Source organism: Paraburkholderia aromaticivorans, assembly GCF_012689525.1.
GTDB classification, from domain to species: domain Bacteria; phylum Pseudomonadota; class Gammaproteobacteria; order Burkholderiales; family Burkholderiaceae; genus Paraburkholderia; species Paraburkholderia aromaticivorans_A.
Window position 1 is genome coordinate 1,367,462 of sequence record NZ_CP051514.1, and the last position, 17,496, is coordinate 1,384,957.

Here is a 17,496-nt window from a genome sequence, read left to right on the forward strand (position 1 = left end):
GCAACTCGCCGCCGCGTGAAATCATAAACAAAGGATTGCCATGCCTACGCGAACCGCCTCCCTCGCCTCGCGTGAAGCCTTTCGATGCTCCGGCCAACAGTTGGATGCCATACTGCAGTTTGCGCAGGAACGGGGCTTAGAGGAGCAGCCATTTTGGTCGGTGGTCGTTGAATGGTGCCGTGTCGTGACTCTAGCTAGCTCGCTCGATTTGCTTCGTGACGGTCACCCAAAGTGACGCACCGCCGCCTCGAGGCGGCAGCGTAGCCAGATCGACCCTTACCAGGAAAGTGGATAAGTCCGGCTAAAAGCTTTCGCGGCGAAGCGCGGCGCCGCCGGGAATCAAAAGGACCGCGTACAAAGCGTGGGAGGCTGCAGCCGTGGCACAAATTGATTGCACGACCGGATCTGTCAAAAGCCAGGGTGCGCTTTTCGTGCGTAACTGCGCATGCCTATACAGCGTGCCCCGGCGGGGTCACCGCGTTACCTGCCCGCGCATCCGCTCATTGGCTCATCCGCGTCATTCCGAATTTGACAGAAAAGAAGTGACCAACATTTGAGCGATCATGCTTTTTTATATGGCAATCGTGCATCGATCTGGCAGTCGTTGTCCGGTGACGTTCGGTCACCGCGTCACGAAGTCGCTGGCGGTCAACCACAACGGCTCGACCGGTCGCGCAAGCAGCTTTCTTTGTGCTACCGCGACAATCCGGTCGCGACCGTTCGCGAAAGTCTTGAGCAGGCGTGCCGCGTCGGCGTCAGGCGGAAGCCAGAAATGTTCTTCGAGAGCGGCACGGGCAACCGTGCCTTCAAAGTCGCGTCCGCGGGCGGACAAGATGAAAACCACAGCGCGTCCGTCCGGCGAGACGGCGGGCGCGCGATTAAGAACTTCCATGACACACCTCAACGAGATCATTCGCGGTCTTTGTATTTGTACCGCGCCGCGTAACGATAAATTTACCAGAAGTGGCAAGCAGTGCGGTCGTCGCCGGTTTCACGATTCAGCTCGGCCCGGCGTCGGTAACGAAGACTATCATGGAGTGTTCGTTGCGCGCCCCGGCCCCCCGTAACCCCTCTGTCGTAACCGGTTTTTTGGATTACTGCGCACTCAGCCGGCATTGACGGGTAGTCTCCACTTGAAAGTCGACATTCCTCATGACGGCGAGCTTCTCGGGGACGCCGTGTGACCGATCCCTGGCGAGCACCCCGGCATGGCACCTTGAAAACATAGCCGATCCTGTGTTTATCAGCGCGAACGCAGTAGTCGCTTCTGAAGAAGCGTACTCAAATCGCGGCGCGTATTCATCAGTCCGATCGCGCAGCGGTGTGGACAGGTAACGATCCTCTTTAGGGTGATGCACCTGCTGGGGGTACTCGCGGATGTAATAAAGCATCGCCCCGTAACACCATAAGGCCCGGAGTGGGCGTGCCTGCTGCCAGCAGATGCACGAAGCGCCGCATGCCCTCTACCACGGTCGACATCTGCTGGTGTTCATGAAGGATGACGGCTATGGCACTACGCGGTCCCTGAGACTGCATATCAAACTCCGCGGCAGAATATGAAAGGCATCGACGAACCGATTTGCTGCTCATCCCAGCGGGATGAGCAGGAAGCTGCGCCGATACATTAATGCTAGCCATCGGCCCATGGACATCAAAGCGAGCAACGCCACTACCTTGATGGATATCAACGGTGGTACGGACATGGTGCCCATCGGGTCAGCGCGTGCATCGAGCAGGCCGTCCACACGATAGATCACGAACCGCGACCGCCACTTCGAAACCGTTTGCTGTGTGACCCGCCAAGACGATGCGCGCCCGCAATGCCAGGGCCTGCGCGGTCTTGCGTCGCTCCGTCAGCGACTGCAGGTCTTCGCGCTCCGAATCGCTCAGCACGAGCTCCCCTTTGGACCGTCCACTCATCGTTGCCTCCGCGTATCAAGTGCTACACAGAACACTTTAGTACGTGATCGGCATCATTCAATGAATTTTAATGATGTCGTGCAAGGCATTCGAATTGAATGGATGCGCGGATGCCTGACGCTGTGCGCCACAAGGCGTACGGCAGAACCTGCGACGACAGTCAGCATTAGTGTCGCAGGCTGATCATCGGTAGACGGATAGGTCCGGCCGCCATAGACGGCTAGCCGAGGATGTCGCTTGTCGAGAGTAACAACCGGCTCAGTGTTCAAACGGATTTCAAATCTGGGCCATAGCCGTCGAGCAGTTTCCCGATCTCGGCATCGATCGTTTACTTGGTCCAAGCGACGAAGCGTCGCCAGTGGTACCGAGCTTGTAGCGCAGATACCAACGCCCGCAAAGGGCGATGACTTCGCGGTCGAAATGACGCGCGTTGAACTGCCATTCGAGATCTTTCAGCTTGCGCATTGGCTCGTGGTTGTCAAAAGCTCAAGGGTAACAGACTGACGCGCCGCAATAGCACCATACCCCCGCAGCACAACATAACTGAGCGTTGTTCCCGAATCTTGCAACAGTCCCCTCCAGAGATGGTCCTTATTCTAAAGCTTCTGCCTACCTAGACTATAGCCACTGATCGCGAACAGGGCTGTTCGTAGCAGGACCAAACAGAATCTGGAGGTAAGTACCATGAAGTCCCTAATTCAAGCTGTTGTCGTTGCAGTTGCCCTTGCTGCTCCGCTTGCCGCGTTCGCTCAATCGAACCAGCCTCTCACCCGTGCGCAGGTGCGTGCTGAACTCGTTCAGCTTGAGCAGACTGGCTGGCGTCCCGCTGCCGGTGCCGATCCGCATTATCCGGACGACATCCGGGCCGCCCTGGCCAAGGTCGCTGCACAGAACGGCGCAACAGGCGTCGGCGGCGTCGGGAGTGGCTCGTCCGACGCGGGACGCCCGGCCGTTTCGAAGGCCGACTCGGACGCGATGTACAGCCACCCATAATGTTTTGATGCGCAGATGCCGGCGGGACGGGTTGCGCGTCAGCCGCATTTTTGCGACGACGCCGCTGATCCGGCGCCGTAAGTGCAGATTGCTCGAACGACCCAACCTATGGCCGCTGCGCAGACGCGCGGGTGAATGAACAAGAAAAGCCTTAACTTCCTGACGCACCAGGAGATCTTCAACCGCGCGATTCAGCATCTCCTCGTGCAGGGGCGGCCGCCCTGTTTCCTCATGGCGGCGCCGCGTATCGCGGATTGTGGCGGCTGCCCGGTCGGCTGCTTCATCAGGCTGTGCGACTGTGTCGCCGCGATGGAAGGCGTGCCTATCCGGTACATCGCGAAGCCGCCCGGGCAGGTTCCCGCATATGGACGTCGGCCTCGCCGTGAATTGGCCGAACTCGCCCAAAATCCGCCGACTACCTTCTGAACGGTCGTCGCAGCTGCCGTGTGCCGTCCCACCGTCGGTAAGTTGACATGCCCACGTGACGTATGTCGCCACATCATCACGTCGCAAGCGTCTTCAGAACCGCTGCACGATCCCCGCCCGCCCGACAAACTGGCGATTGTTGCTCGACGGCGTCATCAACTCGATGTTCGCGACGGCTCGCTGGCCGAGCGAATCCGTCCCACTTGCGACCTGGTAGACGCCGAAGAGATAAATCTCCGTCCGCTTCGACAGAAAATACTGCACGCCCAGAATCCCCTGCTGGTAAGTCGCCCCATCCTGCCCGCTAACGCCGCCGCCTCGCGTATATGTGTACGCACCACCCACCTGCAGCGCGGGGCTCACCCAGTATGAAGCGGTTGCGGTGCCATTGTTGAATACCGCAGTGCCATGATAGCCACGCGGATTCGGTCCGGCCTCCAGGTCGCCGATTCCCTTGAATGCCGAGTGGCTCAGCGACAGCGCGAGGGTTGCCTGACCGATCTTGTAGCTCGCGCCCCCGGAATAGATCTCGAACGTGTGAGCGGAAGCGTATCCGGCGTAGATCGGATTCGATTGTGCCAATTCTGCGGACCCGAACGAGCCCAGGTTGTTCGAGGTCGCCGGACCGGAATTCGGGTTGTTGCCGAATGAAGCGAGATTCGGGTCGCGTCCGTTGTAATAGCCGACACCGATCGAGAAGCTGTTCGCGGAGTAGCTTGCGCCCAGCGCCCAGATCTGGCTTGCGGTGAAGTTCCCTGCGCGGCCGCCGAGCGAGTACATGCCGCCATACGTCACTCCACCATAGGATGTGCTGACGTACTTGATCGCGTTGTTGGTGCGTCGCGTATGTCCGAGGCCATCCACATCGCCGGGAAGCGAGCCGGAGATACCGACGATCAGGCTCGGCGAATACGGCGCGACGAAGTCCGACTCCGTATCGTACTGACGGCCGGCTGTCACCGTACCGAACGGACCGCTCAATCCGACAAAAGCCTGTCGCCCGAATTCCGCGCCGCCCTGGGAGAGCGTGCCGTTATTCAGGCTAAAGCCATTTTCCAGCGTGAAGATCGTCGATAACCCCCCTCCAAGGTCCTCGGAACCCTTCAAACCCCAGCGACTGCCAGTAATTCCGCGCGCGCCTCCGTCGCTCATCGAAACCAGTTGCTTGCCGGCGAGACTGCCATCCGCATTACGGCCAACCTGCGCGTTGCTTACGTAGTTCAGGCCGACGTCAATCAATCCATACAGCGTGACGGAACTTTGTGCGTAAGCGTTACCGGTTGCGAGAAGGACCGCTGGACCAAGCCAATAAAGCTGTTTCTTCATGACGTCTCCACTGTTTTTTCTGCCGCCCGGTCTGACGGCATGGTCTTTTTAATGATTCGTATACCGAAATATATCAATGAGATTTACATAATCCCCTGTCCGAAAAGAGTTGCTCAACAAGCCTCGCTGCACCGATGTTTTGCCAGTTCAACGCTGAAACCAACTCGGGTGTTAGCGAAAACAGATCGCCGACCAGTCCGTAATCGGCGACGCTAAAGATCGGCGCTTCCGGGTCCTTGTTGATCGCCACGATCACCTTTGAGTCTTTCATCCCGGCCAGATGCTGGATCGCACCCGAAATGCCAACAGCCACATACAGCTGCGGCGCGACGATCTTGCCTGTCTGGCCGACCTGATAGTCGTTCGGCACAAAGCCGGCGTCCACCGCTGCGCGCGACGCGCCGAGCGCCGCGCCGAGCTTGTCCGCCAGCGGCTCCAGCACCACCGCGAAATTTTCCCCGCTGCCCAGCCCCCGGCCGCCCGACACGATGATGTTCGCCGACGTCAGTTCCGGACGGTCCAGCTTCGTCACTTCACGGCTGACGAACTGCGAGAGACCTGTGTCCGTCGCCGCCTCGATCTTTTCCACCGCTGCGCTGCCGCCTTCTGCTGCAACCGGGTCGAAACCGGTCGTACGCACCGTGATCACCTTGATCGGATCCTGGGATTGAACCGTCGCGATCGCGTTGCCGGCGTAGATCGGGCGCTCGAACGTGTCGGCGCTACCCACTGCGATGATGTCGCTGATCTGCGCGACGTCGAGCTTCGCTGCAATGCGCGGGGCGATGTTCTTGCCATACGCGGTCGCCGGCGCGAGGATGTGCGTGTAGTCCTTCGCCGGGTCTTGCACAACCGTCAGCACCGTCCTTTCGACGTTTTCCGCGAGACCGGCTTCCAGGTGCGGCGCGTTGGCCAGCAGGACTTTCGAAACACCTGCGATCTTCGCTGCCGCATCCGCTGCACCCTGCGCGTTGTGACCTGCCACCAGCACGTGAATGTCACCGCCCACGAATTTGCCAACCGCGTGCGCAGCAGCCACCGTATTGAGCGTCGCCGCCTTGATCGACGCGTTGTCGTGTTCAGCTATTACCAGAGTCGTCATTTGCTCTTTCTCCGCGTTTTACTTAAAGCACCCTGGCTTCGGTCTTCAGCTTCTCGACCAGCGTCTTCACATCCGGCACCTTCACACCGGCGGAGCGCTTCGGCGGCTCGGCAACCTTCAGCGTCTTCAGGCGCGGCTTCACGTCAACGCCAAGGTCTTCAGGCTTGAGCGTTTCCACCGGCTTCTTCTTCGCCTTGATGATGTTGGGCAGCGTCACGTAGCGCGGCTCATTGAGACGCAGGTCAGTGGTGATCACCGCCGGCAGCGTCAGTGACAGGGTTTCCGCGCCGCCATCCACTTCACGGGCGACGGTCGCCCGCATTTGTCCTTCGCTGTCGGCGATGGTCACCTTCGACGCAAACGTCGCCTGCGGAAGGTTCGCCAGCGCAGCAAGCATCTGCCCGGTCTGGTTCGAGTCATCGTCGATGGCCTGTTTGCCCAGAATCACCAGCTGCGGCTGCTCCCTGTCGACCAGCGCCTTCAGCAGCTTCGCAACCGCCAGCGGCTGCAGCTCCTCATTCGATTCGATCAGGATTGCACGGTCCGCACCGATCGCCAGCGCCGTGCGCAGCGTTTCGTGACACTGCGTGACACCCGCCGACACTGCAATCACCTCAGTCGCGACGCCCGCTTCCTTCAGACGCACCGCTTCCTCCACCGCGATCTCGTCGAACGGGTTCATCGACATCTTCACATTCGCCATGTCGATGCCCGTACCGTCTGACCTCGCCCCAACCTTTACGTTGGAGTCGACCACCCGCTTCACTGCAACTAGAATCTTCATAGTCGAATCTCTCTCTAACCAATCAACCGGCTCTTGTGCACAGCGCATTAGCACGCTTCCTGCCAATGCAACGTGCTGTGCAGCCCCCCACTACGACCTCGTCGCCACCACAGGCGCGGTGCCCGTCGACGTGCGCTCGTTATGCGCGGCACTGCGTCCCATTACCACGAGCGCAAACGCAGCAACCAGCGACGGCATAGCAAGCAGACTGAAAATCGACGCAAACTGCCAGCTCAACCCCATTAAGATCGCGCCGCCGAGCGCGCCCACCACCGCGCCGACCCGCCCGATCGCCAACATCCACGCGACGCCTGTAACGCGGCTCGTCGTCGGATAGAATTCCGCTGCCAGCGGCGCCATCGATGCAGCCGCACCGGAAAGCGCGACGCCCGTCATCGCGATCAGCGCGGTAAGCCACGCGTCGTGCGCGACGTTACGGCCGATCACGAAGACAATCGCCGCCGTCAGCACGTAGAAGAACGCGACTAAGCGAATGGCGCTGAAGCGATCCATCAGCCAGCCGGCGAGCAGAATGCCCACGCAACCGCCGACATGGAACAGCGAAGACGCCATCGCGGATCCGTGGAGCGTGAAGCCCGATGCCTTGAACAGGGTCGGCAGCCAGTTGGTCAACAGGTAGAAAACCGTCAGGCACATGAAATAGCTGAGCCACAGCATCATCGTGCCGAGCAGATAGCGCTTCGACAGCAGTTGCAATACTGGTGACGTCCTGGTTGTATCAGCCGGATCCTTGGCTTCGCAGATGAATGTGCAGCCATCGAGTCGGGCCTGCGGCGCGAGCCGTTGCAGGATTCGTGCGACGCGTTCGCGCGATCGCCCGTTCGCGACCATGAACTTGACGGATTCCGGCAAGAACGGAATCAACATCGCCGCAAGGACGAGCGGAGCAACGCCGCCCGTCATCAACACGCTCTTCCAGCCAAACACGGGGATCAGCCACGCGGACAGCACGCCGCCCAGCGCGATTCCGGCCGCAAACCCCATGAACATCGCGTTGACGACGAAGCCCCGGATGCGCGCCGGTACGTATTCCGACATCAACGTAACGGCGTTGGGCACGGCAGCGCCGAGCCCGAGTCCGGTGAGAAACCGCATCGCCGTGAGCGCGTCCATCGAATTGGATAATGCGGTCGCACAACTCAACGCCCCAAAGAAGAATACCGATGCCACCAGCACTGCCTTGCGGCCGATCCTGTCGGCGAACGGGCCCACCAGAAGCGCGCCGATACCGGCGCCGACCAGTGCGGCGCTCAACACCGGCCCCAGCGATTCGCGCGGCACCTTCCAGTCCTGAACGAGAGACGGGGCGATGAATCCCATTGCGCCCGTATCGAATCCGTCGAGCGCGACAATCAGAAAACACAGCACGAACAGCACACTGTGAAACACGGAGAAGCGCTGTCCGTCGATGAACTCCTGCACATCGACCGTGCGCCCCCTGTTGATTGGCTCTCTCATCGATCGCCTCCGTTGCTGATCGCACAGTGCGTCGCCTGAAAGCGCCGCAAGCCGCCATTGCCTCTTTCCATTTTCGTCTGCCTCCACTCTAATAATCAGTTACGCTAGATAACAAAAATCAGGCGCGGCATACGCCGCCCGTTCAGCTATGAAGCCATTCGCAGGTCTGGCTCACGCGCTGGCGCCCTTGCCTGCTCGGCGATGTGCCGCCCCGCAATGAATCCGAACGTCATGATCGGCCCCAGCGTGATCCCCGCACCCGGGTAATTGCCGCCCATCACGCTCGCGCGGTCGTTGCCGACTGCGTACAGACCCTCAACCGTCAGCCCGTTCGCCAGCACCTGACCGGAGACATTGGTTGCGATGCCATCGAAGGTCCCAAGATCGCCCATCTCCACCTTCAGCGCGTAGTACGGACCAGGACCGACCGGTGCGACGCATGGATTCGGCAAGTGATCGGGGTCGCCAAGGTACCGGTTGAACGACGTGCTACCGCGCCCGAACTCTGTGTCAACGCCGCGCGCGGCGTCTCCATCGTAGCGGCGCACGGTCTCTTCGAGCTGACGCGCGTCGATACCCGCGCGCGTCGCCAGTTCGGCCAGCGTGCGCCCCTTCACCAGGTAGCCGTTGCGCACCAGCGGCCCGAGCGGCACCGGCGCGGGCTTCGCGTAACCGAGGCCGTATTTGCGAATCGTTCGTCGATTGCAGATGAGCCACATCGCTGTTTCATGTTCGCTCTTGCACGCTTCGATCATCGCGACGCCGACGTCGTGGTACGAATGGGATTCGTTTGTGAAGCGGCGGCCGCCACGCGTGACGCCGATAATCCCCGGCTTGTAGCGATCGACGAGATGCGGGAACACGCCGAACTTGCCGTCGCTCATCGGCACGCGCGATACCGGCATCCAGGCCGCCGGCTGCGGATACCGGAGGTCGACACGTCCGCCGACCTGCTCGGCCAGCCGGCCGCCGTCGCCCGTATTGCCGACCGGAACCGGCGACACATGCTGACCTCCGCGCGCAACGTGCGGATACGCTTTGCGAATACGCTCGACATCGTGCGAGAAGCCGCCGCATGCCAGTACGACCGCGTGCCGCGCCGCGATGTTCACCGTCCCGTTCGCGGTTCGTGCGACGACGCCGCATACGCGTGTGCCTTTGACGATAAGCTCCAGTGCGGCCGTGTTCGTCAGGATCGGAATGTCAAGATCGAGCGCTGACTTCGCGAGGCGCGCCGCGAGTGCGTTACCGCTCGTGATCTGTACGCCGCGGCGATATAGCGCGAGATCCTTCAAGTGGCTCGCGAGGCGTCGCGTCACATACCAGGCCGACTTCAGCGACTTCGTCGCGTTGAAGAAGTGCTTCAGATCGGCGTTCGATGAGTTGAACATCATGCCGATGAACGTGATGGTCTTCAGTGGCGGCCGTAGCCGCATGATGTCCGCGCCCAGCCGCCGGGCATCGTACGGCGCGGCGACCACCGACCGGCCGATGTCGACGCCGCCATCGACATCCGGGTGATAGTCCGGATACAGCGTTGGCAGGAATTTGACTTCCGTTTCGCGCTCGAAGAAATCGAGCATTTCCGGACCGACGCGCAGAAATGCGTCGACCGCCACCTCGTCATAAAACGCACCGGTTTCATTGCGCATGTAGCGACGCGCGGCCCCGGTCGTGTCCTCGACGTGATTCGCCGCGGCGTGCCGGTTGCCGGGAATCCACAGCACGCCACCCGAATAGGCCGTGGTGCCGCCGAACCACGGCTCTTTCTCGATGACGACGACGTCGAGTCCCTGTTTGCGCGCCGTGATGGCGGTGGACAGACCGCCTGCGCCCGAGCCGATGACGAGCACATCGCAGGTCCGCTCCGGTGAGAGCATCGTGTTAGTCATAACGTGCATTCCTGGTTGCCGCTCGCACTCACAGTCCCATGCGCTTCGCGAGCACGTTGCGCTGGATCTCATTGCTGCCCCCGCCGATCGGGCCGACGCGCGAATCGCGGAAGAACATCTGCATGTCATATTCCATCGAATAGCCTGCCCCGCCGAGAATCTGCAGTCCTTCGTCCGCGCAGCGGAAGTTGTTATCGGTGCAGACGATTTTCGCTATCGACGTCTCGTTGATGGCCGGGTCGCCGCCATCGAGCAGCTCCGCCACCCGATACACCGACTGACGCGATGTCTCGGCCATGATCGCCATGTTGACCAGCTTGTGCTGGATCACCTGAAAGCTCGAGATCGGTTGGTCGAACTGGATGCGCTGCTGCGCATAGTCGCGCGCATACTCGGTGATCCGGAAGCAGTGGCCTGCGGAAATCGCGGCCAGCGCCATCCGCTCGAGGCCGAGACACTTCATGATGTTTTTCCACGCCTGCCCCTCGCCGCCGAAGAGGTTCGATGCGGGCACACGCACGTTGTCGAAGAACACCTCATTCGCATGCGTCGTGCGGCGGCCGAGCATGTTCAGCGGACGAATCGTGACGCCAGGCGCCTTCGCGTCGACGAGGATCGTGCTGATGCCTTGATGTCGAGGCGCATTGCGATCGGTCTTTGCGATCACGACGATATAGTCCGCGACGTGCGCGCAGGTGATCCAGACCTTGCTGCCGTTCAGCACATACTCGTCGCCGTCGCGCACGGCCGTGGTCCGGATGCCCGCGACGTCTGAGCCGGTACCCGGTTCGGACATCGCAAGCGACAGCTTTGCCTTGCCTGAAATGATCTTCGGCACGATTTCCTGCTTCAACGCATCCGAGCCGAACTTTGCCACGTGCATGCCCGCGTAGATGGCGGTCGTCGTGATGCCCTGCGCGATTCCCGTGTAGTAGTAGCCAAGCGTCTCCAGCAGAACCGTAATGTCCTTGTAGCTGCCGCCACTGCCGCCGAGTTCCTCAGGATAGAAGAGGCTCAGAAAGCCCGCTTCGGCGAGCGCCGCATGCGCCTCGTGCGGGTACTCCTTCGTCTCGTCCATCTTGCGCACGCGATCCCACGGCAAGTGGCGCTCAAGCAGCGTGAGAATGCTCTCACGCATCATTTTCTGTTCTTCATTCAGGCCAAACGTGTTCATCAAGGTCATTTCTGTTCCTCTGCGATTCTGGTTGTATTGCGGCGGGCGCTGAGGGCGTCCAGACCCGAACGCGTCAGTACCATCGTGGTCATCACCCCTGTCTGCACGATTTCACCCCGCTGGTTGATCAGTTCCATGCGGCGTTTGAGAACGCCACGATCGGGCTTCGACGTTGCTCGCGCCGACATGACGGTCGTGCGCAGATGCACTGTGTCGCCGAGGAATATCGGGGCGAGGAAACGCCATTCGTCGACGCCCAACGCGGCGATAGCGGTTCCGATCAGATGGCCCATCTGTGCGCTCATCCCCGTGACCACGGACAGCCCGAGTGCCCCGTGCGCAATGCGCTGACCAAGGGCGGACTTTGCGCTGTATTCCGCATCGGTGTGCATCGGATTGACGTCACCTGACACCCACGAAAACGTGACCACGTCGGTTTCGGTGATCGTGCGTCCGGGGCTCAGATCGACCTGGCCCTCGGCGAACTCCTCGATACATTTGCCAGTCATTGAATGGACCCCCTCTTATGAGAGGACAAGCAGCGCGTCGGCAGCCACGACGCCGTCCTGTCCTACGATGACCGGGTTCACGTCCGCCTCGGCAAGCGCGTCGCCCATGTCGGCGGCGAACTCGGAGAAGCGGCAGATTGCGTCGATCGCGCTGTCGATGTCGAGGCGAGGCTGTCCGCGGTAGCCGGTCAGCAGCCGGTAGCCCTTCAGCGACGACAGCATCGCGGCCGCTTTGTCCGGCGTCACCGGTGCGAGCGCAATCGACACGTCGCCAAGCAGTTCAACCAGCACGCCCCCGAGACCCACGACGACCAGCGTGCCGAATTGCGCGTCGCGCTGGATGCCAAGCACGAGCTCCACACCAGGCGGCGCCATTTCCTGGACGCTCACGCCATCGACCCGCGCCTGCGGCTTATGTTTCGCGGCAGAGGCCAGCACATCGCGCGCAGCGTCCCGCACCGCCTGCGTGTCTTTCAGGTTCAGACGAATGCCGGATACCTCGGTTTTGTGCGGAATATCGGGGGAGGCGATCTTGACGACGAGTGGGAAACGCAGAGCTTGTGCTGCCTGCACGGCTTCGTCCGGCGTTGAGGCGACGCTTTCGCGCGGCACCTTGATCCCGTACGCGGCAAGCACCCTTTTCGAGTCCTGTTCGCTCAACACCTTGCCCCGTTCGTGCGCTGCCGTCACTATCGCCTGCGCGTTATCGCGCGCGTCGGCGGCCGACCGTCTCGGTGCCGCATCCGAACGCGACGCACGGCGCGCGTGCCAGTCGCACCATGCGCGTATTGCGGAGAAGCAGCGATCGGCGGAACGGAACAGCGTCACATTCGGGTCGGCGTCCAGTACCGCGCTTCCTGGCCCTTCGAGCCAGTCGTTCATCCAGACGGCCGCGATTGCGCTCTTTTTCCGGGCAGCGGACTCGCAGATGATCGGCGCGCGCGCACCCGTCGCTGCATCGTGTGCGAACACAAGCGGCACGACAACCGCGCTGAATGCGGGATCATCGACAAACGCATTCAGGCAGTGCGAAAAGGTCGACGACGTCTTGAGCACTTCGGCGGTCAGATCGGCCGGATTCGCAATCGAGCCAAAATCGGGCACAACGGACACGAGTGCTTCGCGCGTCGCCGGCGAGAGCGCCGGGAGCTCAAGCCCTTTTTGCTCGGCTTTGTCCGCATTGATGACACCAGCGCCGCCGGAAGTCGCCATGATGCCGACGCCGCGGCCATTGCGCGGCGCTCCATTGCGCGCGAAGAAGTTCGCCAGTTCGAGTACGGCCTCGAGGTCGTCGGTCTGGATGGCTCCCACCTCTTCCAGAGCAGCGCGGTAGGCGGCGACGGAGCCGACCAGCGTGCCCGTGTGCGACAGAGCGGCCTTGCCGCTCGTGGCCGTGTTGCCAGCCTTGTAGACGATCAGCGGCTTGCCGGCCGCATCGGCAAGCCGTGCCGCTTCCAGAAAACGCGCTCCACTCTTCACGCCTTCGAACAGGCAGACGATCGCGCCGACCTCCGGATCGTCGGCGAGCGCTGCGACGAAGTCGGCGACGTCCACATCGGACGAATTGCCTGCCGCGAGGTAGTGGCTCATTCCCACGCCCCGCGCCATCCCCTGCAACACCGTGTACCCAAGCGCACCGCTCTGCGACACGATGGCAACGCGGCCCGCGTGTCCCTTCATCATCTTGCCGCAGTCCGACATGAAGTTCATGGCCGCACCGGAACGCACGTTCGCGAGGCCAACGCAGTTGGGCCCTGCGATCCGGATGCCGCCGCGGCGCGCGATGTCGACGAGACGCTCCTGCGCCGCGACGCGATCGGGACGTCCGGTCTCGGCATACCCCGACGCGTAGACAATCGCGCCGCCCGCGCCGATCGCAATCGCTTCCTCGAGCGTCGGTTCGACGAGCGACTGCGACACGCACATCACAACACAGTCCGGCGACTCGGGCAGATCAGCCAGCGTCGGCACGCATGGGAAGCCAACGGTCTCGCGGTACTTGGGATTGACCCCGAACACCTTCCCACCGAAGGCAGCCAGATTCGCGAGCGTGCGCTGACCGAATGAACCCGGCGTTTCCGACGCGCCGACGACAGCAATCGTTCGTGGATCGATCAGCCGGCGAAGATCGTTCATCCGGTACACGGCTCTTTCGTTATGCATCCGTCACTCTCCTTTGCTTCGTATTTCAGCCAAATCTATTGGACCGTCCATTGACTCAATTAAGCATCACGTTCGCACGGCTCGTCCACCGGGCAATTACCCCAATGGACCGTCCATTAGATCGTTGATATTTTAGTTAATCGTTGCCGCAGACGCGGTGGCTTTCGCGGGCCGCACGGTCCGTATTTCGGCGCACGAGGAGGCTGGACAGTATGGGTAGGACAGTGACGATCGTAGGTACTGCGGCATTGCCCGTCGGCAAATGGCAGTCGCCACCGGGCGCTGCGGAACAGACGCTCGAACATGAGGTGCTCGTCAGGCTCGTGCTCGATGCGGTCAAGGACGCAGGCGTGGAGAAGGCGGATATCGGCACACTTTCACTGGCGCAATGCAGGCCTTATACGTTGCAGAAGTACTTCGCGACATTCATGGCACATCATCTGCGGCTGCCATGCACTGGCAGCGTCGCGGAGATTCTTGGCAACGGCATGACAGCAGGCCTCGCGTTCGAGAACGCCGCGAACGACATCCTGCTCGGGCGCTCGAAAGTGGCGCTCGCGCTCGGCGTAAACTTCGAGACTGCAACGTCAGCCGCGGAGCACATGATGAGTTCGATGCGCGCAGTCGGCGACGTCGATTTTCAGGGGCCGTTCGGCATCACCCCGATCGCGTGGTATGCGATGGATGCCGCACGCTACATCTACGAGCACGGCTCGTCGCGCGAAGAACTGGCCAGCGTCGCGGTCAAGAACCGCGCGCACGCGGCGCTTAATCCGCTCGCGCAGTTCCGCAAGCCGATCACGCTGGACGATGTGCTCGCGCAGCCGATGATCGTCGAGCCGCTGGGACTTTATGAAGTGCCGCCGCGCAGCGACGGCGCAGTGTGCCTCGTGCTTGCCGAAGAAGATGTCGCACGCTCGCTCGGGCGTCCTTATGTGCGGATCCGCTCCCGCGGTTTCTTTCATGAAGGTGCACATCAGATCAGCGAAGTGCCCAATGATATGACCGCTTTCATCGCGGCGCAGACTGCCGGACGCGTCGCCTACGAGGCGGCTGGCGTTACGCCGGCGGATATCGACGTCGCCGAACTGTATGCGCCGTGCACGATCGTCGAGGTATTGGCGAGCGAAGCACTCGGTCTCGTGCCGCGCGGCCGTGGCGCGCGTTGCGCGGCCGAAGGTGTGACAAGCCTCGGCGGACGCATTCCGATCTGCACATCCGGCGGACTGCAATCGCGTGGGCATCCCGCATATGTAACGCCGTTCTACAGTTTCGTGGAAATCGCCGACCAACTGCGGGGTCGCGCGGGCGCGCGTCAGGTTCCTAATGCGGAACTCGCGATGACGAGCGCCGAACTCGGTAACTACAACGCAGCGCTCGTTCACATCATGGAGGGGGTCCACTAATGCTCGAAACTCTCAACGTTGCCGGTCCTCGTGCCTATCCGCCACGTGTAACGCCTTTCACGCGCGCCTTCTGGGACGCGCTGCGCGACGGCCAGTTTCGCACGACACGCTGCGACGTTTGTCATGCGTACACGTTTCCGCCCAAGCCGTTTTGTCCGCATTGCTGGTCACAGCAGGTAAGCTGGACCGACCTGTCGGGACGCGGCACACTTTACTCGGCGACAACCATTCACGCAGCGCCAGCCGCGTTTCGGGCCGACGCGCCCTATCGCGTCGGCATCGTCGACCTCGACGAGGGTCCCCGTATCGCGGTCAGCCTCTGGGGCGATGCCCCACTCGCACTCGACGAAGCCGTCGAAATCATCGCATTGCGGCATGACGACGGGCCGCTGTTCGCTGCGCGAGCTGTCCATCTGCCTCGCTAGCAGCCGTCGTTTGAGCGATAGATGAACCGCTCCTCGTGCAGGTGGTGATTCAGCAAAAAAACATGCGCGTGCGAACAACGCTTTATTGATTAAGGAAAATCCTATGCAGACATCTTCCGACCAGTCATCTGCCGATAGCACATCGCTTCTCGATTCACTCGCCCGCTTCGTGACGACGCTCGATCTGGAACATGTGCCAGATATCGTGCGGCAACAGGCCGGGCTGTGCGTGCTCGACACGATCGGCTGCATGCTTGCCGGCGCCGACACGCCGGAAGGTGCCATGTTGCTTGATGCCGAAAGCGCGTCTGGCGGCGGCGGACCGCTCGCACGCGTCATCGGTCACACGCAGGCCCTGCCAGTCGAGGCAGCGGCCCGCGTACATGGTTACTGGGGCGATATCTTCGAGCTGAACGATCTTATTGGGGGCCACGCCGGCATCGGCAATGTCGCAGCTGCACTCGCACTGGTTGAGGGATGCGGGGCGTCGGGCGCCGCGCTGACCAAAGCGGTTATCGCCGGCATCGAGGTCACGTCTCGCCTCTACGCGAGTGTCTATCCGGCGCTCAAGCCCTACACGGACGTCGCGATGGTGACACCTGGCCTCGTGTCCGCGTTCGGTGCAGCAGCTGTCGCGGCCTCCTTACACGGAATGTCGCGCGATGAGACCCGCGAAGCGCTCGCAATCGCTGGCGCGTTGACCACATGGTGCCCGGCCGAGACTATCTTCGGTGAGGGCGGCACGGTCAAGCCAATGCTGTTTGGCGCATGGCCGGCGGCGACCGGCCTGCGCGCAGCCGGCTACGCGAAGCATGGGATGACGGGACCCGGCCGCCTGCTGGAGAGTCGCATTGGTCTGTTCGCGACGCTGTGCCGCGAATACGATCCACGCGTGATCGCGGATGACAGCCGCTGGTTCCTCGCCGAGCCGCGTCGAAAGTTGCATGCGTGCTGCGGCTATACGCATTCCGCAGTCGATCTGGTTGTCGACCTGCGTCAGCAACTGGGTGCGAATGTGCTCGAGGGCAGTACGCTGCAAGTGGCACTGCCGGCTTATGTGATCCCGGCGGTATCGAAGCGGGACTTGCCTCGCACCGCGAACGAAGCACGCTTTCACCTGGAATATTGCACAGCGCTCGCCGCGTGCGGCGCCGACGTGATCGTTCCGCAGCATAGCGTGGACTTCGACGCGCATCTGCGCCGCCCCGAGGTGCGCGCAATGATTGCCAATATCGAAGTGGTCTCGGATCCGGAACTGACGCACTATCACCAGTGTCGGGTCACGGTTTCGAAGCACGGCGCGGATGTGCATCACGCGCGCTCCGATAGCCCACGTGGATCACCGCAGAATCCATTGGTCGATGCAGAGGTGATAGCGAAATTTCAGCGGCTCGCCGGCCACCGGATGTCGGCAGAAGCGAGTGCCGCGTACGCGGCGCGCTTCATGCAGCTTGAGCACGAGACCGGCTGCGGCTGGCTTTTCGATGAGCTGTGCCCGATGTGAGCGTGGCCGCGCAATCCGGCTCCTGGTCTCGTTAACGCCAAGAGCCATGTGAACGCTTAAGCCCCCTCTACGGCAATGAAATCGGCGATCGCCGCACCGCTGCGTGCGGCACGTGCGGCTCCATATTCCCGCGAATGGTAATAGCGTTCGGCCAGCTCCAGCGAATCGAACTCGATCACTACGTTCCGCGCCCGTCCTTCGCCTTCCAGAACATGGCAAGTGCCGCCACGCACGAGCACGCGTCCGCCGTATTGCTCGATGACCGGTGTTGCCAATTTCGCGTAATGTGCGTACGCGTTCTCATCCGTCACGTCAATGCGCGCAATGATGTAGCCCTTTGGCATGGTTCGTTGACTCCCTATTGATAGATGCCGCGCGCGACGAAAGCTGTTC

Annotated in this window: 14 protein-coding genes and 2 pseudogenes; 5 read left to right on the forward strand and 11 right to left on the reverse strand. The window is 61.7% G+C overall.

Annotation, left to right across the window (positions count from 1 at the left end; translation table 11 throughout):
• Positions 1–622 precede the first annotated feature (622 nt).
• Together HF916_RS06440 and HF916_RS51685 are read right to left on the reverse strand one after the other, a co-directional pair.
• Positions 623–892, reverse strand: coding sequence for a DUF1488 family protein (locus HF916_RS06440; protein WP_168788206.1), 270 nt, complete (start codon positions 890–892; stop codon positions 623–625).
• Positions 893–2,196: 1,304 nt separating this feature from the next.
• Complete coding sequence (locus HF916_RS51685; protein WP_346777694.1) at positions 2,197–2,385, reverse strand: hypothetical protein; 189 nt, start codon at positions 2,383–2,385, stop codon at positions 2,197–2,199.
• Positions 2,386–2,604: 219 nt separating this feature from the next.
• On the opposite strand from HF916_RS51685, the gene HF916_RS06450 reads away from it, so the two are divergent.
• Both HF916_RS06450 and HF916_RS06455 read left to right on the forward strand, forming a co-directional pair.
• On the forward strand, positions 2,605–2,913 hold the full coding sequence (locus HF916_RS06450; RefSeq protein WP_168788207.1) for a DUF4148 domain-containing protein: 309 nt from the start codon (positions 2,605–2,607) through the stop codon (positions 2,911–2,913).
• Positions 2,914–3,048: 135 nt separating this feature from the next.
• Positions 3,049–3,279, forward strand: a pseudogene (locus HF916_RS06455) (hypothetical protein); the annotation flags it as partial.
• Positions 3,280–3,432: 153 nt separating this feature from the next.
• Here the strand turns inward: HF916_RS06455 and HF916_RS06460 are convergent.
• The 8 genes and pseudogenes from HF916_RS06460 to HF916_RS06495 all read right to left on the reverse strand — a co-directional run bounded on the left by HF916_RS06460 (position 3,433) and on the right by HF916_RS06495 (position 13,768).
• Positions 3,433–4,665: a porin gene (locus HF916_RS06460; protein WP_168788208.1), complete on the reverse strand. Its 1,233-nt coding sequence runs from the start codon at positions 4,663–4,665 to the stop codon at positions 3,433–3,435.
• A gap of 148 nt (positions 4,666–4,813) precedes the next feature.
• Positions 4,814–5,767: pseudogene (locus HF916_RS06465) on the reverse strand (electron transfer flavoprotein subunit alpha/FixB family protein); the annotation flags it as partial.
• 22 nt (positions 5,768–5,789) lie between these two features.
• Complete coding sequence (locus HF916_RS06470; protein ID WP_168788209.1) at positions 5,790–6,551, reverse strand: electron transfer flavoprotein subunit beta/FixA family protein; 762 nt, start codon at positions 6,549–6,551, stop codon at positions 5,790–5,792.
• Positions 6,552–6,641: 90 nt separating this feature from the next.
• On the reverse strand, positions 6,642–8,030 hold the full coding sequence (locus tag HF916_RS06475; RefSeq protein ID WP_168788210.1) for an MFS transporter: 1,389 nt from the start codon (positions 8,028–8,030) through the stop codon (positions 6,642–6,644).
• 146 nt (positions 8,031–8,176) lie between these two features.
• Positions 8,177–9,922, reverse strand: a complete 1,746-nt coding sequence (locus tag HF916_RS06480) for an FAD-dependent oxidoreductase (RefSeq protein ID WP_168788211.1) — start codon at positions 9,920–9,922, stop codon at positions 8,177–8,179.
• Between the two features lie 28 nt (positions 9,923–9,950).
• Positions 9,951–11,105 carry an acyl-CoA dehydrogenase family protein gene (locus HF916_RS06485; protein WP_168788212.1) on the reverse strand — a complete coding sequence of 385 codons (1,155 nt, stop codon included), beginning with the start codon at positions 11,103–11,105 and terminating at the stop codon, positions 9,951–9,953.
• On the reverse strand, positions 11,102–11,605 hold the full coding sequence (locus HF916_RS06490; protein ID WP_168788213.1) for a MaoC/PaaZ C-terminal domain-containing protein: 504 nt from the start codon (positions 11,603–11,605) through the stop codon (positions 11,102–11,104). The genes HF916_RS06485 and HF916_RS06490 overlap by 4 nt, the downstream gene beginning before the upstream one ends.
• A gap of 15 nt (positions 11,606–11,620) precedes the next feature.
• Positions 11,621–13,768 carry an acetate--CoA ligase family protein gene (locus HF916_RS06495; protein ID WP_168788214.1) on the reverse strand — a complete coding sequence of 716 codons (2,148 nt, stop codon included), beginning with the start codon at positions 13,766–13,768 and terminating at the stop codon, positions 11,621–11,623.
• A gap of 212 nt (positions 13,769–13,980) precedes the next feature.
• Here HF916_RS06495 and HF916_RS06500 point away from each other — a divergent pair, with 212 nt between their 5' ends.
• The 3 genes from HF916_RS06500 to HF916_RS06510 all read left to right on the forward strand — a co-directional run bounded on the left by HF916_RS06500 (position 13,981) and on the right by HF916_RS06510 (position 17,103).
• Complete coding sequence (locus tag HF916_RS06500) at positions 13,981–15,174, forward strand: thiolase family protein (protein WP_168788215.1); 1,194 nt, start codon at positions 13,981–13,983, stop codon at positions 15,172–15,174.
• On the forward strand, positions 15,174–15,599 hold the full coding sequence (locus HF916_RS06505) for a Zn-ribbon domain-containing OB-fold protein (protein WP_168788216.1): 426 nt from the start codon (positions 15,174–15,176) through the stop codon (positions 15,597–15,599). Before HF916_RS06500 ends, HF916_RS06505 begins: the two co-directional genes overlap by 1 nt.
• Positions 15,600–15,702: 103 nt before the next feature.
• Positions 15,703–17,103 carry an MmgE/PrpD family protein gene (locus HF916_RS06510; RefSeq protein ID WP_168788217.1) on the forward strand — a complete coding sequence of 467 codons (1,401 nt, stop codon included), beginning with the start codon at positions 15,703–15,705 and terminating at the stop codon, positions 17,101–17,103.
• Between the two features lie 56 nt (positions 17,104–17,159).
• Here HF916_RS06510 and HF916_RS06515 read toward each other — a convergent pair whose 3' ends face one another.
• Positions 17,160–17,447, reverse strand: a complete 288-nt coding sequence (locus HF916_RS06515; RefSeq protein WP_168788218.1) for a DUF1330 domain-containing protein — start codon at positions 17,445–17,447, stop codon at positions 17,160–17,162.
• Between the last annotated feature and the right edge of the window lie 49 nt (positions 17,448–17,496).